The organism is Lysobacter sp. Root494 (assembly GCF_001427225.1).
Lineage (GTDB): Bacteria > Pseudomonadota > Gammaproteobacteria > Xanthomonadales > Xanthomonadaceae > Agrilutibacter.
Window position 1 is genome coordinate 253,222 of sequence record NZ_LMFH01000007.1, and the last position, 24,605, is coordinate 277,826.

Genomic DNA, 24,605 nt, shown 5'->3' on the forward strand with positions numbered 1-24,605 from the left:
CTAGCGGTTGGCGTCCGGGCGAACCTGCAGCACCGCGACATACACCTCGCCCTGCAGGGAAGGCGCTGTCTTCGACAACTTCGACAACACGCGCGCCAGCAGGCGCGTGCCGCGGTTGCGCCGGCGATGCAGCAGGCGGTACGGATCGCTGACGCTGCCTTCCCACGTGCAGAGGAAGCCGGCCTCGTCCCAGCAGCGGCGCAACACCTGGGGCGCGAGCGGCATGATGTGGCCCTGCTCCCGGTAGTCGTTCTCGCGAAACCACTGGAACACGCCTTCGCGCAGGAACACCGCCTGCGATACGGGGTTGGCGAGGTTGGGCGTCGACACCACGAGATAACCGTTCTCGCCAAGCAATTGCCGGCATTGGCGGAAGAAGTGCCTGGGATTCTCGAGGTGCTCGATCAGCTCGAGCGCGACGATCGCGTCGAAGCGGGAGTTCAGCTGCTCCGCGAAGGACTGGTTGAGATCGAGGGCGACGAAATCGATACGGTCGCGCGGGGTGAAATTGGCGTCGAACAGATCGCTGGCGCACACCTGCATGCCGAGGTCGGCCAGGCGCTGGCTGAGCGCGCCCGCGCCGGCGCCGAGCTCGAGCACCTGCGCGTGCGCATCGGGCAGCACGGCCGAAAGCCGCTCCGCCGCCAGTTCGTGGAGACCGGGCGCGGCGAATATCGGAATGCCCTGGTACCCGTAGTTCAACCGCCCTTCGAAGCGGCGCTCGAAGTTGCGCGCGCGCTCGCGGGCGGTCTGATCGGCGGATTCTGGCGACACGGACGTTCCCGGGAAAACAGGCGCGCAAGTATGCCCGACCCCAGCACGCGGGAAGTCGACACGCCGCGATCTTCCCGCGCATTGGCACGCACAGGTCGCGCTGCGTACGTGAAGGAGGTGGCCGCGTGAACGTCAGCGTGGTCGTCACCACGTACAACTGGCCGCAGGCACTGCGACTGGTGTTGCTCGGGCTGGCGCGGCAGACGCGCCTGCCGGAAGAAGTCATCGTTGCCGACGATGGTTCAGGCCCGCAGACGCGGCGACTGCTGGAAGAGATCGCGGGCGATTTCCCCGTTCCGCTGCGGCATCACTGGCAGGAAGATCTCGGTTTCCGCGCCGCGCGATCGCGCAATCGCGCGATCGCGGCGGCGGGCGGCGACTATGTGCTGATGCTGGACGGCGACATGGTGGTCCATCGCGACTTCGTCGCCGATCATTTGCGGTATGCGCGTGCAGGTAGCTTTGTGCAGGGCTCGCGGGCGCTGACGACGCCGGCACTGTCGCAGCGGATGCTCCGTGACGGCACGATAGACCTGCACGTGTTCACACGGCAGCTCGAACGGCGGCGTAATGCGGTGCGCAGCCCCACCCTCGCCTCATTGAACCTGATCCGCGCCGGGCGCAGGCCGCCACGCGCGATCAAGACCTGCAACCAGGGGTGGTTCCGTACCGACCTGCTGCAGGTCAACGGCTTCGACGAGCGCATGGAAGGCTGGGGTCGCGAAGACAGCGAGTTGGCCTGGCGCGCCTGGTATTCGGGCATCGCGGCACGGCATATGCGCTTTGCGGGACTGGCCTGGCACCTGCACCACCCGGAGCGGCACCAGGATGGCGCCAGCGCAAACGACCGGTATCTGCGCGAAACACGGGTTTCGAAAGCATCCCGCGCCGAGCGCGGCATCGATCAGCACCTGCGCGAATTCGAGGTTTCCCCGCTGCCGGATCTGAGGGTATCCATCGCCACCGGCTACTGGCAGCAACCCGCGCCGATCGCAGCAGTCAGGCGCTGAAAGTCAGCCCGTAATCCGCCGCGAAGCGGGCGCACGCTTCGCGCATGCGTTGTTGCTGCGCGGCGCGCACGGCGGGATCGCTGAGGACGAACGACTTCGTCTCGCTGGCGATGTTGATCAGGTCCTGGCGTACGCGTTCGACATCCGATGGCGTTGCGGCACGCACGGGACGCAGGTGGTTGCGTTCGTCAGGACCGCCGACCCAGCGCGCGAGGCGATTGGTGAACGCCTTGCCCGGCTTCAGCGTGCGATGGAGTTCGACGTGGACTTCGGCGGTGCGCAGCTTCATGCCGAGGGTGTCGAGCCAGTCCTGCCACTTGAAATCGTTGAAGCGGCGCGCGAGCACGACGGCGCGCCACGGCACGCCGAGGGTGTCGGCGAAGATCGCGCCGTGCAGGGATTCGGTGAGCACGCGCTCGCAGCTGGCGAGGGCGTTGGCGACCTGTTGTGGTGTCTGGCGCGGATCGATCGGATACAGGCCGGCGTCGCGCGCGAGCGTGTCCCAGTCCCAGCTGTCGTAGCTCTTGTGGTGCGGGACCAGGCCGATGCGGCCTTGTACTGGGGCTAGTTCCTGATGCAGTGGCCCGTAAAGCACGGCGGCGTCACCGAGACCGAGGGCGGGGTCGAGATGGCACTTCGACGCGGTGCCGGGGCCGCGCACCCAATAGACGCACCAGTCATCGCCGAGCCGCGGGGTACCGCGGTAGCCGCAACCGGAACCGAGCACGGCTTTCGGACCGTCGGGCTGGGTGCCGCCGAGGATGGTGCCGATGCCGTAGAGCCATACGTCCGGACGCTTGGCTTCGAGGTCCGGGAAGAGTGCGGGCCAGAGCTCGACGTTGAGGTCATCGCCGAAATTGCCTTGGGGGAGTTTGCAGTACTTCAGGCGCATGGGGTTGGACTCTGTTTCCAGGCTTGCTCGAACAGGTTTCAGCTTACGACTTCGTCGTTCCTGCGGAAGCAGGAAGCGCTTTTCCACAGTGCAAAGCGCTAGTCATCCATTGCTCGTCATTCCGCGAAGGCGGGAATCCAGTGGCTTTGTTGTTGTGTCCTTGTTTTGAAAACCTAAAGCAAAAGTCACTGGATTCCTGCTTTCGCAGGAATGACAAGCCAGGGCAACGGCGACTGCAACGACAAAGTCGCTGGATTCCCGCTTTCGCGGGAATGACGAGCAGGAACAACGGCAAGTACCAAGTCACTGGATTCCCGCCTTCGCGGGAATGACGAGCAGAAACAACGGCAAGTACCAAGTCACTGGATTCCCGCCTTCGCGGGAATGACGAGCAAAAACAACAGCAACTGCGACGCAAACTGCAGTTGCAACTGCAGCTGCAGGCACCTCGACTCGCGCCTTACTTCCTCGCCGCCCGGATCTGCGCATCCACCGCCGCGATCGCCGTCATGTTGACTACGCGGCGCGGCGTCGATGCAGGGGTGAGGATGTGCGCGGGCTTGTCCAGGCCCATCAGGATCGGACCGATGGCGACGCCGTCGGTCATCACGCGGACCATGTTGTAGGTGATGTTGGCGGCGTCCAGGTTGGGCATCACGAAAAGATTCGCGCGGCCCTTGAGCGTGGAGTTCGGGAAGATGCGCGTGCGCAGCTCCTCGTCCCACGCGGTGTCGGCCATCATTTCGCCGTCGACTTCGAGCCTGGGCACGCGCTCGCGGATGATCTGGTAGGCCTTGCGCATCTTCGCCGCGGACGCGTTGTCGTGGCTGCCGAAGTTGGAGTGCGAGAGCAGCGCGACCTTCGGTTCGATGCCGAACAGCTTGAGGCGATAGGTCGCCTGCAGCGTGGCTTCGGCGATCTGCTCCGGAGACGGATCGAGCTGCACGTGCGTATCGAGGAAGAACCACACGCCCTGGTCGTTGATCACACCGGTCATCGCCGCGGTGCCGGTGACGCCCTTCTCGAAGTCGAACACGCTGCGCAGGTAGCCGAGCTTCTTGTGGAAGCGGCCGACCAGGCCACTGATCATCGCGTCGGCTTCGCCGCGTTCGACCATCAGCGCGGAGATCAGCGTCGGACGCGAGCGCAGCAGGTTCTTCGCGGCGGCGGGCGTGACGCCGCGGCGTTCGGTCAGCGCGTGGTACTGCTGCCAGTAGTCGTCGAAGCGCGGGTCCGAGTTGATGTTGGTGAGTTCGAAATCGACGCCCGCCTTCATGCGCAGTCCAAGTCGCGCGATGCGCTGCTCGATGACGTCGGGACGGCCGATCAGGATCGGGAAGGCGAGTTCCTCGTCGATCACCGTCTGCACCGCGCGCAGCACGGTTTCCTCTTCGCCTTCGGCGTAGACGACGCGCTTGCGGTCGGCTCGGGCGCGGTCGTACACCGGCTTCATCAGCAGGCCGGTGCGGTAGATGAACTGGGCGAGCTTTTCCTCGTACGCCTTCATGTCGAGGATCGGGCGCGTGGCCATGCCCGAATCCATCGCCGCGCGTGCCACGGCCGGGGCGAGTATTACCAGCAGGCGCGGATCGAACGGGCGCGGGATCAGGTAGTCGGGGCCGAACTTCGGGATCTCGCCGCCGTAGGCACCGGCGAGGTCCGACGATTCCATGCGCGCGATCTGGGCGATGGCGCGCACGCAGGCGAGCTTCATCGCTTCATTGATTTCCGTCGCGCCGACATCGAGCGCGCCGCGGAAGATGTACGGGAAGCACAGCGCGTTGTTGACCTGGTTCGGATAGTCCGAGCGGCCGGTGGCGATGATGCAGTCGGGGCGGACCTTCTTCGCGTCTTCCGGCAGGATTTCCGGATACGGGTTGGCGAGCGCGAGGATGATCGGCTTGTCGGCCATGGTCGCGACCATCTCCGGCTTCAGCACGCCGCCGGCGGAGAGGCCGAGGAAGATGTCGGCGCCATCGACGATCTCGGCGAGCGTGCGCTGGTTCGTGTCGCGTGCGTAACGCGCCTTGTCCGGGTCGAGGTGGGGGCGACCGGCGTAGATCACGCCTTCGCGATCGAAAGCGGTGATGTGTTCCTTCTTCACGCCGAGTGCGACCAGCATGTCGAGGCAGGCGATGCCCGCGGCGCCGGCGCCGGTGGTGGCGATCCTGACGTCGCCGAGTTTCTTGCCGACGACTTCCAGCGCGTTGAGCACGGCGGCGCCGACGATGATCGCGGTGCCGTGCTGGTCGTCGTGGAATACCGGGATGTTCATCCGCTCGCGCAGCTTGCGCTCGACGATGAAGCACTCCGGTGCCTTGATGTCCTCGAGGTTGATGCCGCCGAAGGTGGGTTCGAGCGAGGCGATGATCTCGACGAGCTTGTCGGGATCCTTCTCGTCGACTTCGATGTCGAACACGTCGATGCCGGCGAACTTCTGGAACAGCACGCCCTTGCCTTCCATCACCGGCTTGCCAGCGAGCGGGCCGATGTCGCCCAGGCCGAGCACGGCGGTGCCGTTGGAAATGACCGCAACGAGGTTGCCACGCGCGGTGTAGTCGCTGGCCAGCCGCGGATCCCTGGCGATCTCCTCGCACGCGTAGGCGACGCCCGGCGAGTACGCCAGCGCGAGGTCGCGCTGGGTCACCATCGGCTTGGTCGCGGTGACCTTGATCTTTCCGCGCGGTTCCAGGCGGTGGTAGTCGAGGGCGGCTTGTTTCAGGTCGTCGGACATCGCGAAGGCACGCAGACTGCAGGGCCCGGGATTGTAGCCCGCGCGGATTTGCGGGGCTGGACGGGGCTCACGTACGGCTGGGTTCGACGGTGCGACGAGGTTCGTAACATTGGACGCCCGCTCACCCTGCGTCGCTTTGCGACGCTGTCCCTCGCTCTGCCCCGGCCCTTGCGCGTAGCGCAAGGGCGTCAGTCGGGCGTGCGCCAGTGGCGCACAAGCGCCCGCTTTCACCCCGCAAGCGGGGCGAGGGGTGAACGTCGTCCTTGTCCCGCGTGCGGGTTCCAGGGTGAACGTCATCCTTCTCCCCGCTCGCGGGGAGAAGGTGCCCAACGGGCGGACGCCCGAAGGAAGCACCCTTGGCGTGTGAGGGGCGCTTTTCCTCAGATATCGAGGAAATCCTCGCTCTTCGGCACTGCATCAAGGCGGATGCGGTTGGCGAACAGCGAGAACGCGAGCATGCCGGCCAGTCCGTTCGCGCGGATCACCCAGCGCGGCAGCCAGCGCGGGGGCACCAGCACGCCACTGTCGAACAGCGGCTCGAACCGCTGCACGTCGCCGAGCGTCATCTTGCCGGCGAACAACCGCCTTCCCAGCACCAGCTTGCGCTGGCGCAGCGCCCAGCGGAAGAAGGTGTGCACGCTGATCAGGCCACGCAGGTACACGGTGTCCTTGGTGAACGCCGAACCGCCGGTGATCGGCACGCCGCGGAACACGCGCTGCGCGGAGGTGAAGCTGTCGGTGTCGCTCTGCCCGGCGAGGCGGAAGTAGTGGAAGACCTCGAGAAAATTCGCTCCGTCGAGCGCCATCGCGACCGCTTCGATGCGCAGGCTGATGCGTTTCATGCGCTCGATGTCGATCGTGCCGGTGATCTGCTCGGCGAATACCGCGAGGCCTTCCTGCGTTGCGGTCGCGCGCGGCGAGGACAGCGCAAGGCTCTGCAGGTGCGGCTGCTCGCGGCCGTTGAGCGCGGTGAGCGAGTGCACGAAGGCTTCGTGCTCCAGCAACTGGTGGCGGTCGTAATCGCTGAAGGCGGCGCCATGGCGCAGGCGGATGCGGGTCGCACCGGCGGCTGCCTTCGCGATCAGGTCGGGGTCGAGCACCACCTCGATGACGCGCCGGTCGAAGAAATCGTCGAGCGCGGACTGCAGCTGCAACTGCAGCGCGGTGGCGGAAATCGCGACGGTCTCCGAAGGCGCTAGCAGTTCGCGGTCCAGTTCGTTGGCGATGTCGATGAAGTGACGCGCGGCTTCGACCGTGGTCGGCCCGGCACCGGGCAGCGGCTCGTCAGGGCGGCCGAACAGGCGGATCGAATGCGTGGTCACGGCCGGAGTGCCGAGCACTTCGAGCAGCTCGGCGGCGATCGACCAGCTTTGCGCGGACTCGCAGAGGTAATGGCCAAGCGGATGGTCGTGGTCGGCTTCGCGGTTGATCGCGTCGAGTTCGCGGCGGGCTTCGCTGAAGTCGAGCTTCGGATATTCGATCACCGGCATCGTGTAGCGGCCCTGCGCGGCTTCGGCGAGGAAGTGGTTCTGCGCGCTTGCGGGCCAGCTCACCAGCCCAAGCAGGCGGATGCCCTTCACCGCGCGGACCATGCGCGCGTCGAGCAGGGCGTGGTGGGCGATGTCGGGGGTGAGTTCGGTCATGTGCGCGTTGCCGCTATTGCCCGTCATTCCCGCGAAAGCGGGAATGACGGGCAAGAACAAAAGCAGGAACAAAATCGGACGCAAAGGCAGAACAAAAAACACAAGCAAAAACAGAAGCACAAACAAAAGCAGCCCTTCCCGGCCCTCCCCTTCGCTTCGCGAAAGGAAGGGGGACAAACGGGATCGATGGCGAGTCAGTGCCGCCCATACTTGTCATCGAGGCGCTTGTTCAGCGACTTCACCTGCACCTTGTCGTCCGCCTTCTGCGCGCGCCGGTTCGCGGCCTTGTTCGCGGCGGAAGCGACTTCGTCGCTGAGCTTGAGGAAATTGGCGAAGCGTTGCGGATCGAGCTGGCCGGCTTCGATCGCGGCGCGCACGGCGCAGCCGGGTTCCTTCTGGTGCTTGCAGTCGCGGAACCTGCATTGCTCGGCGAGTGCTTCGATGTCGCTGAAGTTCTCGGCGACGTCTTCCTCGCCGGTGGGCTTGAGTTCGCGCATGCCGGGCGTGTCGATCATGCACCCGCCCGTCGGCAGCGGGATCAGCGCGCGGTAGGTCGTGGTGTGGCGGCCGCGCGAATCGCTCTCGCGCACGCCGGCGGTTTTCATCTTCTCGATGCCGAGCAGCGTGTTGGTGAGCGTCGACTTGCCGGCCCCCGAAGAGCCTACGAGCACGGCGGTGTGGCCCGGCTGCAGCCAGGGATGGAGCGCCGCGACGCTGTCGGGATCCTTGGCGTTGACCGCGCGCACGGCGATGTCGTGCGCAGCGAGTTCGAGCACGCTGATCGCCACGGCGCTGTCGGTGTCGGCGATGTCGGACTTGGTCAGCACTACCACGGGCTCGGCGCCGCCGGTGCGCACCAGCAGGAGGTAGCGTTCGATGCGGCGCACGTTGAAGTCGGCGTCGAGGCCGCAGACGACGAAGACAGTGTCGACGTTCGCGGCGATGAGCTGCTGCTTGTAGTGCTCGCCCGCGGCGGCGCGCTTGATCGCGGTGCGGCGCGGAAGCAGCTCGACGATCTTCGCGTGCTTTTCCGAATTGCCTTCGATCAGGACCCAGTCGCCAACCGCGGGGCGTTCCTCGGGCGCGCTGCCGCCCTTGCGGTAGGTCGCGGGGCGCTGCCATTCGGGCAGGGATTCGACCGGGAAGTTGTGGTCCGGAGCGTCGGCGACGATGTAGCCGCTGCGGTGCTGCTCGACCACGCGTGCGGGACGGGCGTGGGGGCGCAGGATCAGGGCTTCGCGCCAGGCCGGTTCGGAGGGAAGGCCGTCGTCGGCCAGCGGCCAGCCGATGGCCTGCAGGTCGGCGGGAGCGGGAGGCTTCGGCCCGGGGTTCAAGCGATGGCGCGGTCGGCGTGCATGGCGGGATTCTAGCCGTGGCCGCGCGCGGTGTTGCCTTGTGCGCTGCGCATCGGCGGTTATTTCATCAGCCGAACCGCAACCATTTCGCTGAACCAGCGGCTTTTTTCGGCTAGTCTGGCCCGCCCGATCCGTTGTTGCGCCAATGTCCCTGCCCTCCGTGAAGACCCGCGAACGCCTGTCCGAAGTCCGTTACGAAATCCGCGGAGAGCTGGCCCGGCGAGCCCGCGAGCTGGAGGCCCAGGGCCGCAAGCAGATCAAGCTCAACATCGGCAACCCGGGCGCCTTCGGGTTCCGCGCGCCGGAACACCTGCAGCGCGCGATCGCCGAACGCATCGACCAGACCGACCCCTACACGCACCAGCAGGGGCTGCCGATGGCGCGCGAAGCCATCGCGGCCTTCCACAAGCAACGCGGCACGCCGAATGCGACACCCGAGCGCGTGTTCATCGGCAACGGCGTCAGCGAACTAATCGACCTGTCGCTGCGCGCGCTGCTCAATCCCGGCGACGAGGTGCTGCTGCCCTCGCCCGACTACCCGCTGTGGTCGGCCGCGACGATTCTCAACGACGGGCGTCCGGTGTATTACCAGTGCAAGCCGGAAAACGGCTTCCTGCCGAGCGCGGAAGAAATTGAAGCGCTGGTGTCGCCGCGCACGCGCGCGATCGTGCTGATCAATCCGAACAACCCGACTGGCGCCGCCTATCCGCGCGAACTGCTGGAGAAGATCGTCGCCGTCGCGCAGCGCCACAAGCTGCTGCTGATGTGCGACGAGATCTACGACTCGATCCTCTACGACGATGCGACGTTCACGCCGATCGCGCCGATCGCCGGCGACCTGCCGTGCCTGTCGTTCGGCGGACTGTCGAAGGTGCATCGCGCCTGCGGCTGGCGCGTGGGCTGGGCGGTGCTGAGCGGCGACCCGCTCGCCAGCGGCGACCTGCACCATGCGATGGACCTGCTCGGTGCGCTGCGCCTGTGCGCGAACGTGCCCGGTCAGTTCGCGATCGAAGCAGCGTTGCATGGCGAAGACACGATCGCGCCGCTGTGCGCGCCGGGTGGCCGCCTGTACGAAGCGCGCCGCGCCGTCAGCGAAAGCATCGCCGCGAGCGAGCACCTGGAACTGGTGACGCCGGCCGGTGCGCTGTACGCGTTCCCGGCGGTGACCGGCGATGCGGCCGTCGGCTTCGACGACCACCGGTTTGCGCTCGAACTGCTGGAAACCGAGGACGTGCTGGTGGTGCCGGGCTCGAGCTTCAACGTGCCCTACCGCAACCACTTCCGCGTGACGTTGTTGCCGCAACCGGACGACCTGCGCGAAGTGTTCCGTCGGATCGAACGGGTGCTGGACCGGTATGCGGAGCAGAATCGCGCGAAGCGGACTGCGGTGGCTTGAGAGCACGAGCCCGTAGAGCGGAGCTTGCTCCGCTGCTGTTGATTTTTCGCATCGACCAAGAAGGCAGCGGAGCAAGCTCCGCTCTACAGCCGTTGCGGTTGCAAAAACCGCGTAGGGCGGGCTCAAGCCCGCCACCGATGCACCGTCAATCCGGCGTGACGCGATGGGCCGGGGCCCACCCTACAATGCGGTCATGGACGCGGCCAACGACACCCTCAGCTACCTCGCCCTCGGCGACAGCTACACGATCGGCGAAAGCGTGGCCGAAGACGGCCGCTGGCCGGTGCAGCTCGCGCGAGCGTTGCGCGAGGAAGGCATCCCGCTCGGCGACCCGCGCATCGTCGCGATGACGGGCTGGACCACCGACGAACTCGAGTGGGGCATCGATGCGGTGGAACCGCTGGGCACCTTCGACTTCGTGTCGCTGCTGATCGGCGTCAACAACCAGTACCGCAACCGCAGTGCGGTCGCTTACGGCGGCGAATTCCACACCTTGCTGCATCGCGCGATCCGTTACGCACGCGGGCGTGCCGATCGCGTGCTGGTGCTGTCGATTCCCGACTGGGGCATCACGCCCTTCGCGGTGAACGACAAGCGCGACGCGGCGACGATCGGCGCCGAGGTCGATGCCTTCAACGAGCAGGCCCGGCGCATGTGCGACAAGGAAGGCGCGACGTTCGTCGACATCACCCCGGTCTCCCGCGAACGCGGGGCCGAAGCCGCGATGCTCGCCGACGACGGACTGCATCCTTCCGCGGCGATGTACACGCTGTGGACGCAGGCCGCGCTGCCGGTCGCACGTTCGCTGCTCACGAAATGAACCACGCGCACGCGGCGACGCGACCGCTGTCGAGCGGACAGGCGCGCATGATCGCGCAGGCCTTCCTCCCCGACCGTATCCGGGATGGTTACTGGGACTATTGGTATTCGCGCACCAAGCTGGGCAGCGATCCGCTGTATCCGGGCGTGTGTGAGGCGCTGCGCGGCACGACCGCGCCGCTGCTCGACCTGGGCTGCGGACTGGGACTACTTGCGCATGCATTGCGCGGACACGGCATCGGCCTGCCCTACCGCGGCGTCGACAACGATGCCGGCAAGATCGCGCGGGCGCGCCTGGCTTCCACGCGCGTGGGACTGCAGGACGCCGGCTTCGACGTGGTCGACCTGGCGCGCGAGTATCCGGCGCACCGCGGCAGCGTGACGCTGCTCGACGTGCTGCAGTTCGTTCCGCCGGATGCGCAGTCGCGTGCGCTCGATGCCGCCATCGCGATGCTGGTGCCGGGCGCGAAGCTGGTGATCCGCACGGGACTGGCCGATGGCAGCGGGCGCGCGCACGTGACCCGCGCGGTCGATGTGTTCTCGCGCGTGCTGGGCTGGATGAATGCCGGGCCTTCGCGTTATCCCGATGCCGATGCGCTGCGCGCGCGCTTCGAAGCGGCGGGCTTGCGCTACGAATTCACGCCGCTGTATGGCCGCACGCCATTCAACAACTGGCGGGTTGTGGCGACGAAGTAGCTGTCTGTTTGCGGTGTGCTCGTGTTTTCTTTGCTCGTCATTCCTGCGAAAGCAGGAATCCAGCGCCTTCCGTTCTTCGAATACAACGCAAAGTCGCTGGATTCCTGCTTTCGCAGGAATGACGAGCGAGGCGTATCGGTGCTCCCTTCCGCTCACGCAAAGCAAAGTCGCTGGATTCCCGCCTTCGCGGGAATGACGGGCAGGCGTATCGGCGCTCCCTTCCGCTCACGCAAAGCAACGTCGCTGGATTCCCGCCTTCGCGGGAATGAGGAGCGAGGGGCCCATCAGCGCTCCCTGCCGTTCACACAAAGCAAAGTCACGGGATTCCTGCCTTCGCGGGAATGACGAGTTCTGGGTTCGGTACGTCCGTCGTAGTTTCGAGCGCTTCCGGCAGCACCGTCGTGTAACCCAGTGCGTCGAGTCGCCGCAGCAGCAACGCCAGCGTTTCCACATTGCGTCCGTGCTTCGCGCCTTCGTGCAGCAGCACGATGGCGCCGGGTGCCAGGCCTGGTTCGATACGTGCAACGACCGAAGAAGGATCCGCCGCCAGGGCATCGAAGCCGCGCGCGCTCCAGGCGACGCGTGCGAGACGATGCTCGCGTAGCGGCGCGGACACGAACGGATTGGCCATGCCGACCACTGCGCGGAACCAGCGCGGCGCCGTGCCCGTGATTGCTTCGAGCGTGGCCTGGTTCTGCGCGATCTGCCGGCGCATCTGCCGTGGCCCGAGTGCCCAGAACCAGGCTTGCGGATGCGTCTGGCTATGGTTGCCGAGGGTGTGGCCACGGCGGGCGATCTCGCGCACGAGTTCGGCCTGCTTCGCTACGCGTTCGCCGACTACGAAGAAGGTGGCGCGTGCGTGATGGGCGTCGAGCAGGTCGAGGATCGCGGAAGTATCGGCGGACGGGCCATCGTCGATGGTCAGCCACACCTGCTTCGCGCGCGTGGGCAGGCGGCGCAACACCGGGCTGAACAGGCGCGAATCCGGCTTGAACGTGCCCCACCACAGCGGCGCATGCGAGAGCAGCATCGCCGGCAGCCCCCAATGCCAGCCCCAGCGCCACCAGACACAGGCCATCGCCAGCTGCGAGAGCAGCAGGTAGGCGATCCAGGCATGCGGATGGCGCGGTGGACGATGGAGCGGCGCGGTCATTGGGAAGATGATGACATGGGGATCTGTCCGCCCGGGCGGTTAAGCCACCGGCGATTGCCTTCAGCAGCCGGGGCGTGGCCTCGTTTTTCGGGTTCCCGCGGGCAGGCGTAAAATTCACTCATCCCCGCTCCGGAACATCCCATGTCCCTAGATCCCGCACTGCGTTCGCGCATCGAATCCCTGCTGCAGTCGAACCGCGTCGTGCTGTTCATGAAGGGCGAGCCGCGCGCGCCGCAATGCGGCTTCTCGGCGAAGGCCGTCGGTGCGCTGTCGTCGCTCGACATCGACTATGCGCATGTCGACGTGCTGGCCGATCCGGAGATCCGCGAAGGCATCAAGCAGTACGGTGACTGGCCAACCATCCCGCAGCTGTACGTCGGCGGCGAACTCGTCGGCGGCAGCGACATCATCGAGCAGATGGTGAATTCGGGCGAACTGCACGCCCTGCTCGGCCTGTCCGCGCCCGACCGCACGCCGCCTTCGATCACCATCACGCCCGCAGCCGTGGGCATGCTGCGCGACGCGCTGCAGAATGCCGGCGACGGTTACGCGCTGCAGGTCGATGTCGATGCGCGCTTCAACGCGAAGCTGCAGCTGGCCCCGGTGGACGCGAATGCGATTGCCATCGAGCAGGACGGCATCCGCGCGCAGTTCGACATGGCCAGTGCGCGCCGCGCCAACGGCATGACGATCGACTGGGTCGACGACGAACGCGGCCGCGGCCTGGTGATCGACAACCCGAACGCGCCGCCGCAGGTGAAGACGATGGCGGTCGTGGAAGCCAACGCGCGCGCCGCCGCGGGTTCGCTCACGCTCGTCGACGTTCGTCCGCCGGAAGAGCGCGCCCTCGCTGCGGTGAACGTGCCGTTCTCGGTGTTTGATGGCGACGCGCTTTCGCACCTGGAAGCGCTGCCGAAAGACACGCCGCTGGCGTTCCTGTGCCACCACGGCGGACGCAGCGCGCAGGCGGCGGAGCATTTCCGCGGGCTCGGGTTCCGCGAGGTGTACAACATCGAAGGCGGGATCGAGGCGTGGGCGCTCGAGGCCGATGAGCATGTGCCGCGATACTGAGGGGCAGTGGATGCTTTGTAGAACGGAGCGAGCTCCGATCTACAACATCGGAACCATCACCCGCACGATTCCCGCTATCCCGAAAAGCCGCCGTTCGCCAGGAACTCACGTTCTTCGGTAGTGCTCTCGCGGCCCAGCGCCGCATTGCGATGCGGGAAGCGGCCGAAACGCCTGATGATTTCAAAATGGTGCTTCGCCCAGCGATCGCCACCGGGCGGCAGGCGCGCGGACAGCTCGAGCGAGCGTTCCTGGTCCGCCATCGCTTCCGAATGCTGGAACGGCAGGTATAAGAAGCCGCGCAGGTTGAGGTCGACCTGCGTGTCGAAGCCCAGCGTCAACGCACGCGAGGCGTAATGGCGCGCGAGTCCGTCGGTGGCGAAAGCGTGGCCGCTGCGGCGGAACACGTTGCGCGGAATCTGGTCGAGCAGCAGTACCAGCGCGAGCGCGCCTTCGGCGTCCGCCAGCCAGTGTTCGAATTCGCGCCGCGCCGCGAGCAGGTGCGCTTCGAGGAAACGCGTACGGCATTCCGCATCGAACGCATCACCGCCACCGAACCAGCGGTCGGGGCCGGAGTCGCGCCAGAAGCTGACGATCTCGTTGGCGGTGGTCATGCGCAATCCTTCAATCGGTGGCGTCGTCGTCGTCGCCGAGCTGCGTTTCAAGCTCCGCGATCCACGCCGCGGTGATGCTTTCCAGCGTGACCGCGTGGATCAGGGGCTGGATCGAGCCGCCAGAGTACGACTGCGCGATGAAGCGCGCGTAGCGTTCGCGGAACGAGAGCCACGCCAGGTGCACCTGTTCGAACGCGGCGAGGTTGTCGCCATCGAGCTGTTTCCCCAGGTGCTCCACGAGACCATCCAGGCGTGCATCCACGCGCTGGAAACCGGCGATCGCCTGCTGGCTGAACTCGTCGTGCGCGCTCAACGTGTCGCCGTGCCGCGCGACTTCGCCGGCCTGGCTGACGTAATGGCCGGCGATCTTCACTGCGGCTTCGGCCTTGCCGATCAGCTGGCTCTCGAACTGGCGCAGGTCCTCCAGGTTGGTGCTGGCCTGCTCCAGGCCCTGCTTCAGGTTGAGCAGCTTCTGGTTGCGATCGATGACCTCGGTGGTCTTGCGCCGTTCCAGCGTGCGCTGGATGAAGTACAGACCCCAGGTGATCGTGGCGCCGATCAGCAGGTAGACGATCTTTTCCATAACCCCTTCCTCTTGAGGGCATAGTCTGCGCGGCGGGGGTCGCATGGCTTGCGACTGCGAAGGCGGATTTCCCTGCTTTTTCAGGGATTTTCAGGCTCCGGCGTTCACACGGCCCGCACTTCCATTGGCACTGCGCGTGCGACCTTCCTGCGCACGCGCACGCTACCCGTTCACGTCAAAGATGGCGCACTTCCGCTGGGGTTTCCCACCAGTTGTTGTTGCGGCCGTCGCAGTAATGCACCGGCGCCGCCAGCAGTTCCTCGGGCGACACATCGTCGAGGCAGTTCACCTTCACCGAGACGTACTTGCCGCCGATTTCGGGGATGTCGCCGTGGCCGAACGCACGCACGCCGCAGGTCTTGCAGAACGGCCAGTGCGCGCTGAGCGTGCCGAACTGGTAGTCGCTCAACGCCGCTTCGTCCGAGAGCAGGCGGAACGCCTCGGGCTTGATGGTGATGCCCCAGTTGCGCGTCTTCGTGCAGACCGAGCAGTTGCACTTGCCGGTGCCCTGGTTCAGGTCGAGGTCGGCTTCGAAACGGACGGCGCCGCAATGGCAGCTGCCGGTGTACGTCTTCAGGGTCATGTTCGTCCTTGTGGTTGCTGGAGGTCGTTATTCGTCGAAGCGAAGGTGCCGCACCGACTTGCCGTGCCGGCGGATCAGGCGCAGCGCCTCGATCCCGACCTGGATGTGGTTGTCGACGTAATCGGCGCTGACGCGCGCGTCGGAGGCTTCGGTCTTCACCCCTTCGGGCACCATCGGCTGGTCGGACACCAAAAGCAGCGCGCCGCTGGGAATGCGGTTGGCGAAGCCGGCGGCGAAGATCGTCGCGGTCTCCATGTCGATCGCCATGCAGCGCAGCTTGCGCAGGTATTCCTTGAAGTTGTCGTCGTGTTCCCAGACGCGGCGGTTGGTGGTGTAGACGGTGCCGGTCCAGTAGTCGTGGCCGAGGTCGCGGATCATCGTCGACACCGCGCGTTGCAGCGCGAACGCGGGCAGCGCGGGGACTTCCGGCACGAGATAGTCGTTCGAGGTGCCTTCACCGCGGATCGCCGCGATCGGCAGCACGAGGTCGCCGAGCTGGTTCTTCTTCTTCAGCCCTCCGCACTTGCCGAGGAACAGCACGGCCTTGGGCATGATCGCGGTGAGCAGGTCCATCATCGTCGCGGCGTTGGGGCTGCCCATGCCGAAGTTGATCATGGTGATGCCGTCGGCGGTGGCGCTCGGCATCGGGCGGTCCAGGCCGATCACCTGCGCACCGGTGAGTCGGGCAAAGGTGTGCAGGTAACCGCTGAAGTTGGTCAGCAGGATGTGTTCGCCGAACTCGTCCAGCGGCACGCCCGTGTAGCGCGGCAGCCAGTTGCCGACGATCTGTTCTTTGTCTTTCATCGAAGAAGCCCGGAAGGGGGACTGGGGGATCGGGAGAGGATACGGCGCCGACGCGCACGGCGGGACCCGCAATGTGCGCGAACGGGCGCTTGGCGAGATGGTCCGGACTCCGCGCCCGCTCCCATGACCATAGTCACGTTGCAGCTTCGCGGCTTCGGGCTACGGTGCCCGTTTCGTCGCGGGGGATTGCCCATGTTCAAACCACTTGCTGCCGCGCTCGCGGTGGTCCTGCTCGCCGGTTGCACCAGCACCGGGCAGACCCGGGGGACGCCACCCTCGTCGGCATCGCGACCGTCCTTCACCGATGATCCGTATCCGAGCACCTATCGCGCCATCGCCTCGGCACCGGTGCTGATCCAGCACGCGACCGTGCTCACCGGCACCGGCGAGCGCCTGGAGAACGCGGACGTGCTGATGCGCGATGGCAAGGTCGCCGCGGTTGGCGCATCGCTCGAGGCGCCAGCGGACGCAATCCGCGTCGACGGCACCGGCAAGTGGGTCACTCCGGGCATCATCGACGTGCATTCGCACCTCGGCGTGTACCCGAGCCCCGGCGTCAGCGCGCACAGCGACGGCAACGAAGCGACGTCACCGGTGACGCCCAACGTCTGGGCCGAGCATTCGGTATGGCCGCAGGACCCCGGTTTCCTCACCGCGCTCGCGGGTGGCATCACCTCGATGCAGGTGCTGCCTGGCTCGGCGAACCTGATCGGCGGCCGCGGCGTCACGCTGAAGAACGTGCCGGCGACGACCTACCAGGCGATGAAATTTCCCGGCGCGCCGTGGGGCCTGAAGATGGCCTGCGGCGAGAACCCCAAGCGCGTGTACGGCCAGAAAGGCGGCCCGTCGACGCGCATGGCGAACGTCGCCGGTTATCGCGCCGCGTTCATCGACGCGGCCGAATACATGAAGAAGCGCAAGGGCGGCGGCAGCGGCAATGGCGACAAGGCCGACTCCAGCAAGGACACCGGCGGCAAGCGCGACCTCAAGCTCGACACGCTCGCCGGTGCGATCAATGGCGACATTCGCGTGCACATCCACTGCTATCGCGCCGACGAGATGGCGACGATGCTCGACCTCGCGAAGGAATTCGGCTTCAAGGTCGCCGCGTTCCACCACGGCGTGGAGGCCTACAAGCTCGCTGACCGCCTCGCAGCCGAAGGCGTGTGCGGCGCGCTGTGGGCCGACTGGTGGGGCTTCAAGATGGAAGCGCTCGACGGCATCCAGGAAAACATCGCCCTGGTCGATCGCCCCGCGAACAGCTGCGCGATCGTGCATTCGGATTCGGAAGAAGGCATCCAGCGCCTCAACCAGGAAGCCGCGAAGGTGCTCGCGCACGCGAGGCTCGCCGGCATGGACATCGCGCCAGAACGCGCGATCCGCTGGCTGACGCAGAACCCGGCCAGGGCGCTGGGCATCCTCGATGAAACCGGCACGCTGGAGAACGGCAAGATGGCCGACGTGGTGGTATGGAACGGGAATCCCTTCAGCGTCTACGCGAAGGCGGAACAGGTCTATGTCGATGGCGCGCGCGTGTTTGACCGCAATGATCCGTCGCGGCAGCCGAAGTCGGACTTCATGTTGGGACAGGGCGCCGTGACGGGAGGTGTGCAATGAACCGCTTCGCGAAAATGACCGCGCTTGCGGGGGCGTTGCTGTTGTCGGCAGGTGTCGCGCACGCGCAGGACGTGCTGATCCGCAACGCCACCGTGCACACCGCAACGGCGCAGGGCACGCTGCAGAACAGCGACGTGCTGGTGAGCGGCGGCGTGATCCGCGCGATTGGCAAGAGCCTCTCCGCCGGCGCGAATGCGCAGGTGATCGATGCGCAGGGACGTCCGCTGACGCCGACGCTGTTCGGCGGCATCACCGAGATCGGCCTGGAAGAAGTCTCGGGCGAACGCAGCACGGTCGACGCTTCCGTCGGCCTCGGCGCGGGCAGCAAGGAAATGACGGTGCGTCCGGAATTCGACGTGACCCTCGCCTACAACCCGGATTCGATGCTGGTGCCGGTGGAGCGCATCGAAGGCATCGGCTGGACACTGCTCGGCGCGAACACCACCGAAGGCGGCTCGATCATCGGCGGCCAAGGCGGACTCGTGCGGCTCGACGGCAGCCCGGATCCGATCGGGCCGCGCGTGCTGTTCGTCAACCTCGGCAGCGATGCGGCAGGCCTCACCGGCAATTCGCGCGCGGCGCAATGGATGCTGCTGGATCAGTTGGTCGATGAAGTGCGCGGCCGCATTCCGCAGGATTCGCACGCGGCGCTGCTCACGCCCGCCGGTCGCGCGACGCTGGCGAAGTATCTCGATGGCGGCGGTCGCGTGGTCGTCAGCGTGCATCGCGCCGCCGACATCCGCCAACTGTTGCGCTGGTCGGCGAAGCACAACGTACGGGTTGCGATCGCGGGTGGCAGCGAAGCGTGGAAGCTCGCACCGCAACTCGCCGCAGCGAAGGTGCCGGTGTTCGTCAATCCGCTGGCAAACCTGCCTGCGAACTTCGACGAAATCAACGCGACGATGGAGAACGCGGCACGCCTGCGCGCAGCCGGCGTGGCGGTGAGCTTCGCGCAGGAAGGCGATGCTTCGCACAACGCGCGCAAGATCCGCCAGCTCGCCGGCAATGCCGTGGCCAACGGCCTGCCGTGGGAAGACGGCCTGGCCGGACTGACGCGCGTGCCGGCAGAAACCTTCGGCGTGGCCGACAGGCTCGGCAGCATCGTCGTCGGCAAGCGCGCCGACCTGGTGCTGTGGAGCGGCGATCCGCTGGAAGTGAGCGCGGTGGCGATGCAGGTGTGGCTGGACGGCCGCGCGATCCCGATGCGTAGCCGGCAGACCGAGCTGCGCGATCGCTATCTGCGCGCGGCGACGCCACCGGAAGCCGGCGGCTTGCCGCGGGCTTATCCGGCTAGTGGGAAGTGATCGGTATCCGATCTTGCGTTGAGAACAAAGCCCGCCATTTCGGCGGGCTTTGTTCGTATTCAAAGCCGCGCCGCGGCCTGCGCGGTGCATCGAGAAACGATCGCGCTTTGTAGAGCGGAGTTTGCTCCGCCGCTTTTCCACGACGGCAGAGAAGCAGGAAGGGAAGCAGGAGCAGCGGAGCAAGCTCCGCTCTACAAAGCCACGGCTCAGGGCGTTACCGGATTGCGCCGGTCCACGCCATCGCGTCGGTCGAGCACCACCACGCGATTGCGGCCTTCGTGCTTCGCCTGATACATCGCCTCGTCCGCGCGCTGCAACAGCGAAGCCGTGTTGTCCACAGGCTGGCACTCGACCACGCCAATACTCAACGTGAGCGCCACCGGGGCACCCTGCACTTCCGCGCAACGCAGTGCGACCTGCTCGCGGATGCGTTCGGCGAGATCGCGCGCCTGGCGTCGCGCAGCGCCGGGCAGCAATAGCAGGAATTCCTCGCCACCGATCCGGCCCAGGCTCTGTTCGGGTTGCATCTCCGAGCGGATGACTTCGGTGACTGCGCCCAGGCAGGCATCGCCGACGGCATGGCCGTGCGTATCGTTGATGCGCTTGAAATGGTCGAGGTCGAGGAACAGCACCGACAACGGCAGCCGCCGTTCGCGGTTTTCGCCGATCGCGCGATCGAGTCGGCGCATTGTCCCTGCGCGGTTGAAGACACGGGTGAGCGCATCGTGCTCGGCATCCTGCTGCGCGGCGTCGCGCTCGCGCTGGAACATGCGCATGCGATGCGCGAGGCCCAGCACCAGCACGACCGCGGCGAAGGCCTGCATCAGCGGCAGCCCGTATTCCAGCCACGGATTCAACGGTCGGCCGGAACCGAGCTGCAATGCGCGCGCGGTCGAAACCGTCACCAGCGGAACCCACGCGATCAGCACGAAGCCCGCGTGCCGGCCGCCACGCAGCCACACCACCGTGAGCGTGACGATCGCCAGCACGTTCGCCGCCAGCAACAGCGAATTGCCGATTGGCGGAAACCAGTTGCGGTCATGCGTGCCCATTAGCCCGGATACCAGCAGCGCGACCAGCAGCAGCGACGGCAGCACCGCGCCAACCGCGAACAGCATCCGGCTCAACATCGGCGCGCGAGGCCACAGCTCGGCGAAGTCGAGCAGGAAGAACACGGTGACGATCGTCGATGCGGTCGCGATGAACCAGATGCCTTCCACGCCGAAGCGTGCCAGCCATCCGAACATCGTCAACGCATACGCATCGCCATAGGCAAGCAGCACGTACATCAGCTGCAGGGCCATGGTCGCGGCGAACAACAGGTACACGCGTTCGCGCAGCTGCAGCCAAAACAGCAACGTCACCAGCGAAACACCGATCAGGATGCCCAGGCTCAGCCACAGCACGCGCACGTGGCCGTAATCCTCGACCGAGAAATCCTCCCGCGTGCGCACCGCGACCTGCAGCGGATAACGCGCATCCTCGACGCCGATGTAAACGGGCTGCGTGGTGTCGTCCCACGCGAAGGCCAGCGCGCGGCGCGAATGCCCGCTGCTCAGTTCGCTGTCGAAGATGGACCGGTGCTGCGGTTGGTAGTCAGGCGGCGCCAGTACGGTGAGCCGCGCGCTGTACGGGTGATAGACCAGCAGCAGGCGTACGTCGTCCGCGTGCCGGGCGTGCAATCGCCACCAGCCGCTGCCGTGCTTCGCGCCGGCGAGCTGGTTGGGCTCGGCGGTGGACGTCCACGCGCTTTCGGGCTGCTGCAGAATCTGTCCGGGAGCAGCGTCGACGCCAGACTGCAGGCGCTCGATACGGGCCATGCCGTTGTCGCCGCCGCGCGCATGCGCTCCGGCCGGCAGCAGGGCCAACCACGCGACGACGCATACCGCCCACCATGCCGCCTTCATGCCCCTGCCTCCCGGCTGCACGGGCAGTGTCCGCCCGTGCGCATGACACCGCAAGCCCGGGCAGACGTATGCTGAAGCCTTCATCGGAGCTTACAGGGGAAACCACGCATGTCCTTCGACATCAAATGGCTGGCGGTGGTCGCTGCGGCGGTTTCGGCGTTCGTGCTCGGCGGCATCTGGTACGGGCCGCTGTTCAAGAACGCGTGGTGCCGCGAAGCCGGCATCGATCCGAATGGCAAACCGGGCCATCCCGGCCGCGTGTTCGGCAGCGCGTTCGTACTCGCCTTCATCGCCGCGACCGCCTTCGCGGTATTGCTCGGCCCCGCTCCATCGCTGCCGCTCGGCGTGCACCATGGCGTGCTGGTCGGCTTCGCCTTCGTCGCCACCAGCTTCGGCATCAACTACGCCTTCGCGCAGCGCAGCCTGAAGCTGTGGTTGATCGATGGCGGCTACCACGTGCTGCAGTTCGTGCTGTACGGCGTGATCCTCGGCCTGTGGCATTGACGTAACCGGCACTTGCGGGACCGCGCCATGACGATCCACTGGTACTTCGATTTCATTTCTCCGTTTTCCTATCTGCACTGGCAGAAGGTGAAAGCCTTGCCGGAAGCCGTGACACCGGTCCCGATCGTGTTCGGCGCGGTGCTTGCGGCATGCGGTCAGAAGGGTCCCGCCGAAATTCCGGGCAAACGCGAGTTCACCTACCGCCATGTGCTCTGGCAGGCGCGGCAGGAAGGCGTGGCGCTGCGGTTTCCAACGGCGCATCCGTTCAATCCGATGGCCGCGTTGCGCCTGTGCATCGCCGCTGGAAGCACCGCGCAGGCGGTCGATGCGCTCTTCGACTGGATATGGAAGGAAGGCAACACCGGCGAGTCGATCGAATCGCTGGCGCCAGTCGCGGCAGCGCTCGGCGTCGACCCCGCGTTGACGCAGGACGAAGCGGTGAAGGCACGGCTGCGCGCGAATACCGAAGCGGCGATCGCGGCCGGCGTGTACGGCGTGCCGACGCTGGCCTTCGACGGGCATCTGTTCTGGGGCAACGATGCACATGGCTTTGCGATTGCTGCATTGCGCAATCCGGATGTGATCGCAGACCCCGAGATGCAGCGTGTGGGCTCCCTGCCCATTGGCATCCAGCGTCGCTGATCCGCGGACGTCCGTTCAAAGCTGAACGAGCCGGCGATCACGCCACGAAGCGCATCCTTTGCGCGCGGCGATTTTTTAGCCATCGGGGTATGCTTCGTGCGCTTTGTCACGAAACGCAGCCGTTGGGGGCTCCGATGCGTATTGGTCTTGTCGTTGATTCACCGTGCGACCTGCCGGAAAGCTATCTGCAGGCACACCAGATCTCGATCCTGCCGACCACCGTGCGCATGGGCTCGGCGGTCCTCGCCGACTACCGCAACCCCGAAGCCGCGCTGCAGTTCCTGCAGACGCACCTGGCCGAACGCGGCTGGGAAGCCGAGAGCAGCCCGTTCTCCGTCGAGCAGATCCGCGACCTGTTCCTGGGCAAGCTGGTCATCGATTACGACTTCGTCTTCTGCCTCACCATCACCAAGACGCGCAGCCAGATCTTCGACAACGCGCAGCAGGCCAGCTTCGCGATCCTCAACGAATACAAGGCGCCGCGCGCGGCCGCGGGCAACCACTCGCCGTTCTCGCTGCGCGTGATCGATACGCAGAACCTGTTCGCCGCGCAGGCGATTCCCGCAGTCGAGGCGGTGCGCTTGCGCGCCGCGGGCGAAGGCACGCCGAAGATCCGCGCGCGGCTGGAAAACCTCGCGCTGCACACGCAGGGCTTCCTGATCCCGCGCGATCTCAACTACATGCGCGAACGCACGCGCATCCGCGGCGACCGCAGCGTGAGTTTCCTCGCGGCCAAGCTCGGCACGGCGTTCGACATCAAGCCGATCCTGCATTGCAATCGCGGCGAGACCGGCCCGGTCGGCAAGGTCAAGAACTTCGACGCCGCCGCGCAGAAACTGTTCGAGCACGCGGTACGCCGCGTCGAACGCAACGAGCTGATGACGCCGACGATGTGCGTGAGCTTCGGCGGCGAACTCGACGAACTGCATGCACTGCCCGGCTTCGACTGGTTGCGCCAGGCGTGCGCGGCGAACAACGTCGAGTTCTTCGAGACGGTGATGAGCCTGACCAGCATGGTCAACCTGGGCAAGGGCGGGCTCGCGCTCGGTTACGCGGCGGAAACCGGGAAGGTCGAGCTGTAACGGTTTCGAGAACGTCTGGTTTCCCGACGATCCGGCGCACTTCAGCTCGTGGAAATGAAGGGCGCCTGTCTTCGCGCGAACGACGGGCGGAAGCGGGGTGCATACGGCTTCCGTAATTTCGACACATCGCGCCCTTGTGCACGCGACGACCGTGATTCCCGGACGTCGCAATGCGCCGGATGTTCACGCCCGGGCAATAAAAAGCGTCCTAAGCTAAAACCGATTTCCACGACAGGGGCATCCGGATGGCGACCCGCTATTACCTCAGTCTTCCCGAGCCGTCGCGTGCGCGCGGCAGTGATCCGGCACTTTCGTTCAACGCGCATGGCGCGGACGAATTTGCCGCGCAGTTGCAGGATGCGTTGCGGACCCGGTCATTGTTCGAACGCTGGCGCCAGCGGCAGGACGATCCCGACGATATCGATCCTTCCTACGCCGTGACCGATCCCGATGCGATGGTCCTCGGACAGCAGGACGACCTGCACGTGGGGCTGGTCGTCACCAGTTCGATTCCAGGCAACATCCTCAAGCACCGTTTGCGTCTGCTTGCGGGAAGCGGTTGGGAACTGCGCGACGTGACTGCGGCCTGAGGGTTGCTTTCGGCGGAACGAGCACGTCGACCGACAGTGCCAGCAGCGATCAGACGATCTCGTCCACCGTGGCCTTCTCATCGGGCCGATGCAGTGCGAGCAGGGCAACTCGCCCGCTGATGCCTTCGCGCTCGAACACCTGGTGGAGGTGACTCTTCACCGTTTCGGGGCTGATGCCCAGGCGCCGCCCGATCTGCTTGTTGCTCATTCCCATCGCGGCCCAGTGCACGATCTCGCGCTGCCGGTCGGTGAGATGGCCGAGGTTGTTGTCCACCGGCGCGGGGGCGCGCCGTTCCGCCGCGAGCGCGCGCGTCAGCAGGCTGGTGTCGACCGCGAACAACCCCGCTTCGACGGCCCGTAGCGCGCGCAGCAACACATCGGGACTCGCGAGTTTTTCCAGGCAGCCGCTCGCAGCCAGGCGAGCACAGGTGCGCAGGCTGGCGACATCGGGGTGACGGAAGCAATACACCTTGGCCGGCGCATCGCCCAGCGGCAGGCGCGGAGAGCGGAGGTCGTCGCCATCGATCAGCCAGATCGCGCGCCGTCCCCCCGCCGCGGTGGGAAAGGTCTCCGCGGTGAACACGCCGCACCATTCCACGTCCCCGTGCAGCGACAGCACCCGCTGCAGGTGCGCAGCCCAGCGGCGATCGCGTCCGAAAGCGAGGACGGGCAGACCCGCCATTGATCCTCCCAAGGGGTGCACGCGCGCACCCATACGGGCAAGAACGCGGGGCGTACGGGCAGGCGGCCATCTTCTTGCCGCCCCCGTACGGGCGATTCCGGGGCTGCTGAAGCAAGGGGAGAGTCGACCGGCCGCGGCTGCAGCTGCCCATTC

The 24,605-nt window shown here is 66.3% G+C and carries 23 protein-coding genes; 11 read left to right on the forward strand and 12 right to left on the reverse strand.

The genetic code is table 11. From position 1 onward, the window contains the following. Positions 1-774, reverse strand: a complete 774-nt coding sequence (locus tag ASD14_RS12450) for a methyltransferase domain-containing protein (protein ID WP_056134217.1) — start codon at positions 772-774, stop codon at positions 1-3. A 125-nt stretch (positions 775-899) separates the two neighbouring features. Between ASD14_RS12450 and ASD14_RS12455 the strand changes: the two genes are divergently transcribed. After that, the gene (locus tag ASD14_RS12455; protein ID WP_056134221.1) at positions 900-1,784 is read left to right on the forward strand and encodes a glycosyltransferase family 2 protein; all 885 of its coding nucleotides are present in this window, start codon (positions 900-902) and stop codon (positions 1,782-1,784) included. On the opposite strand, the gene ASD14_RS12460 is transcribed toward ASD14_RS12455, so the two are convergent. From ASD14_RS12460 to rsgA, 4 genes are all read right to left on the reverse strand, one after another. Continuing rightward, a complete protein-coding gene (locus ASD14_RS12460) occupies positions 1,774-2,676 on the reverse strand; it encodes a polysaccharide pyruvyl transferase family protein (protein WP_056134224.1) in 903 nt (300 codons plus the stop codon). The genes ASD14_RS12455 and ASD14_RS12460 overlap by 11 nt on opposite strands. Before the next feature lie 460 nt (positions 2,677-3,136). Next, entirely contained in the window at positions 3,137-5,410 is a 2,274-nt protein-coding gene (locus tag ASD14_RS12465) for an NADP-dependent malic enzyme (protein WP_056134227.1), read from the reverse strand. 380 nt (positions 5,411-5,790) lie between these two features. Beyond that, complete coding sequence (locus ASD14_RS12470; protein WP_056134477.1) at positions 5,791-7,053, reverse strand: flavohemoglobin expression-modulating QEGLA motif protein; 1,263 nt, start codon at positions 7,051-7,053, stop codon at positions 5,791-5,793. Between the two features lie 194 nt (positions 7,054-7,247). Then, positions 7,248-8,387: a ribosome small subunit-dependent GTPase A gene (gene rsgA / locus ASD14_RS12475; protein WP_235565404.1), complete on the reverse strand. Its 1,140-nt coding sequence runs from the start codon at positions 8,385-8,387 to the stop codon at positions 7,248-7,250. Positions 8,388-8,553: 166 nt separating this feature from the next. Here rsgA and ASD14_RS12480 point away from each other — a divergent pair, with 166 nt between their 5' ends. The 3 genes from ASD14_RS12480 to ASD14_RS12490 all read left to right on the forward strand — a co-directional run bounded on the left by ASD14_RS12480 (position 8,554) and on the right by ASD14_RS12490 (position 11,319). Continuing rightward, positions 8,554-9,804 (forward strand): aminotransferase class I/II-fold pyridoxal phosphate-dependent enzyme, encoded by a 1,251-nt coding sequence (locus ASD14_RS12480; protein ID WP_056134230.1) that lies wholly within the window; start codon positions 8,554-8,556, stop codon positions 9,802-9,804. Between the two features lie 193 nt (positions 9,805-9,997). Further along, on the forward strand, positions 9,998-10,624 hold the full coding sequence (locus tag ASD14_RS12485; protein WP_056134482.1) for an SGNH/GDSL hydrolase family protein: 627 nt from the start codon (positions 9,998-10,000) through the stop codon (positions 10,622-10,624). A 26-nt stretch (positions 10,625-10,650) separates the two neighbouring features. After that, positions 10,651-11,319, forward strand: a complete 669-nt coding sequence (locus tag ASD14_RS12490; protein ID WP_200947067.1) for a methyltransferase domain-containing protein — start codon at positions 10,651-10,653, stop codon at positions 11,317-11,319. A 316-nt stretch (positions 11,320-11,635) separates the two neighbouring features. Here the strand turns inward: ASD14_RS12490 and ASD14_RS12495 are convergent, their stop codons facing one another. Next, a complete protein-coding gene (locus ASD14_RS12495) occupies positions 11,636-12,472 on the reverse strand; it encodes a polysaccharide deacetylase family protein (protein ID WP_082538962.1) in 837 nt (278 codons plus the stop codon). A 141-nt stretch (positions 12,473-12,613) separates the two neighbouring features. On the opposite strand from ASD14_RS12495, the gene grxD reads away from it, so the two are divergent. After that, positions 12,614-13,543: a Grx4 family monothiol glutaredoxin gene (gene grxD, locus ASD14_RS12500; protein ID WP_056134235.1), complete on the forward strand. Its 930-nt coding sequence runs from the start codon at positions 12,614-12,616 to the stop codon at positions 13,541-13,543. Positions 13,544-13,617: 74 nt separating this feature from the next. On the opposite strand, the gene ASD14_RS12505 is transcribed toward grxD, so the two are convergent. The 4 genes from ASD14_RS12505 to ASD14_RS12520 form a co-directional block, all read right to left on the reverse strand. Continuing rightward, a complete protein-coding gene (locus ASD14_RS12505) occupies positions 13,618-14,154 on the reverse strand; it encodes a DUF924 family protein (RefSeq protein ID WP_056134238.1) in 537 nt (178 codons plus the stop codon). 10 nt (positions 14,155-14,164) lie between these two features. Continuing rightward, entirely contained in the window at positions 14,165-14,737 is a 573-nt protein-coding gene (locus ASD14_RS12510; RefSeq protein ID WP_056134241.1) for a lysozyme inhibitor LprI family protein, read from the reverse strand. Between the two features lie 175 nt (positions 14,738-14,912). Further along, a complete protein-coding gene (locus ASD14_RS12515; RefSeq protein WP_056134244.1) occupies positions 14,913-15,320 on the reverse strand; it encodes a GFA family protein in 408 nt (135 codons plus the stop codon). Positions 15,321-15,347: 27 nt separating this feature from the next. Continuing rightward, positions 15,348-16,124 (reverse strand): AMP nucleosidase, encoded by a 777-nt coding sequence (locus ASD14_RS12520; protein ID WP_056134246.1) that lies wholly within the window; start codon positions 16,122-16,124, stop codon positions 15,348-15,350. Positions 16,125-16,316: 192 nt separating this feature from the next. Here ASD14_RS12520 and ASD14_RS12525 point away from each other — a divergent pair, with 192 nt between their 5' ends. Both ASD14_RS12525 and ASD14_RS12530 read left to right on the forward strand, forming a co-directional pair. Continuing rightward, positions 16,317-17,741 carry an amidohydrolase gene (locus ASD14_RS12525; protein WP_082538964.1) on the forward strand — a complete coding sequence of 475 codons (1,425 nt, stop codon included), beginning with the start codon at positions 16,317-16,319 and terminating at the stop codon, positions 17,739-17,741. A gap of 14 nt (positions 17,742-17,755) precedes the next feature. Continuing rightward, positions 17,756-19,045 (forward strand): amidohydrolase family protein, encoded by a 1,290-nt coding sequence (locus ASD14_RS12530; protein ID WP_056134488.1) that lies wholly within the window; start codon positions 17,756-17,758, stop codon positions 19,043-19,045. Positions 19,046-19,251: 206 nt separating this feature from the next. Here ASD14_RS12530 and ASD14_RS12535 read toward each other — a convergent pair whose 3' ends face one another. Beyond that, positions 19,252-20,952: a diguanylate cyclase gene (locus tag ASD14_RS12535; protein ID WP_056134251.1), complete on the reverse strand. Its 1,701-nt coding sequence runs from the start codon at positions 20,950-20,952 to the stop codon at positions 19,252-19,254. Positions 20,953-21,060: 108 nt separating this feature from the next. Here ASD14_RS12535 and ASD14_RS12540 point away from each other — a divergent pair, with 108 nt between their 5' ends. The 4 genes from ASD14_RS12540 to ASD14_RS12555 all read left to right on the forward strand — a co-directional run bounded on the left by ASD14_RS12540 (position 21,061) and on the right by ASD14_RS12555 (position 23,770). Beyond that, positions 21,061-21,456 (forward strand): DUF1761 domain-containing protein, encoded by a 396-nt coding sequence (locus ASD14_RS12540; protein ID WP_056134252.1) that lies wholly within the window; start codon positions 21,061-21,063, stop codon positions 21,454-21,456. Positions 21,457-21,483: 27 nt separating this feature from the next. Further along, positions 21,484-22,098 (forward strand): 2-hydroxychromene-2-carboxylate isomerase, encoded by a 615-nt coding sequence (locus ASD14_RS12545; RefSeq protein WP_056134255.1) that lies wholly within the window; start codon positions 21,484-21,486, stop codon positions 22,096-22,098. A 134-nt stretch (positions 22,099-22,232) separates the two neighbouring features. Next, positions 22,233-23,180, forward strand: a complete 948-nt coding sequence (locus ASD14_RS12550; RefSeq protein ID WP_056134258.1) for a DegV family protein — start codon at positions 22,233-22,235, stop codon at positions 23,178-23,180. Between the two features lie 245 nt (positions 23,181-23,425). Then, positions 23,426-23,770: a hypothetical protein gene (locus ASD14_RS12555; RefSeq protein WP_056134261.1), complete on the forward strand. Its 345-nt coding sequence runs from the start codon at positions 23,426-23,428 to the stop codon at positions 23,768-23,770. A gap of 49 nt (positions 23,771-23,819) precedes the next feature. Here the strand turns inward: ASD14_RS12555 and ASD14_RS12560 are convergent, their stop codons facing one another. Next, positions 23,820-24,452 carry a response regulator transcription factor gene (locus tag ASD14_RS12560; RefSeq protein ID WP_056134266.1) on the reverse strand — a complete coding sequence of 211 codons (633 nt, stop codon included), beginning with the start codon at positions 24,450-24,452 and terminating at the stop codon, positions 23,820-23,822. Between the last annotated feature and the right edge of the window lie 153 nt (positions 24,453-24,605).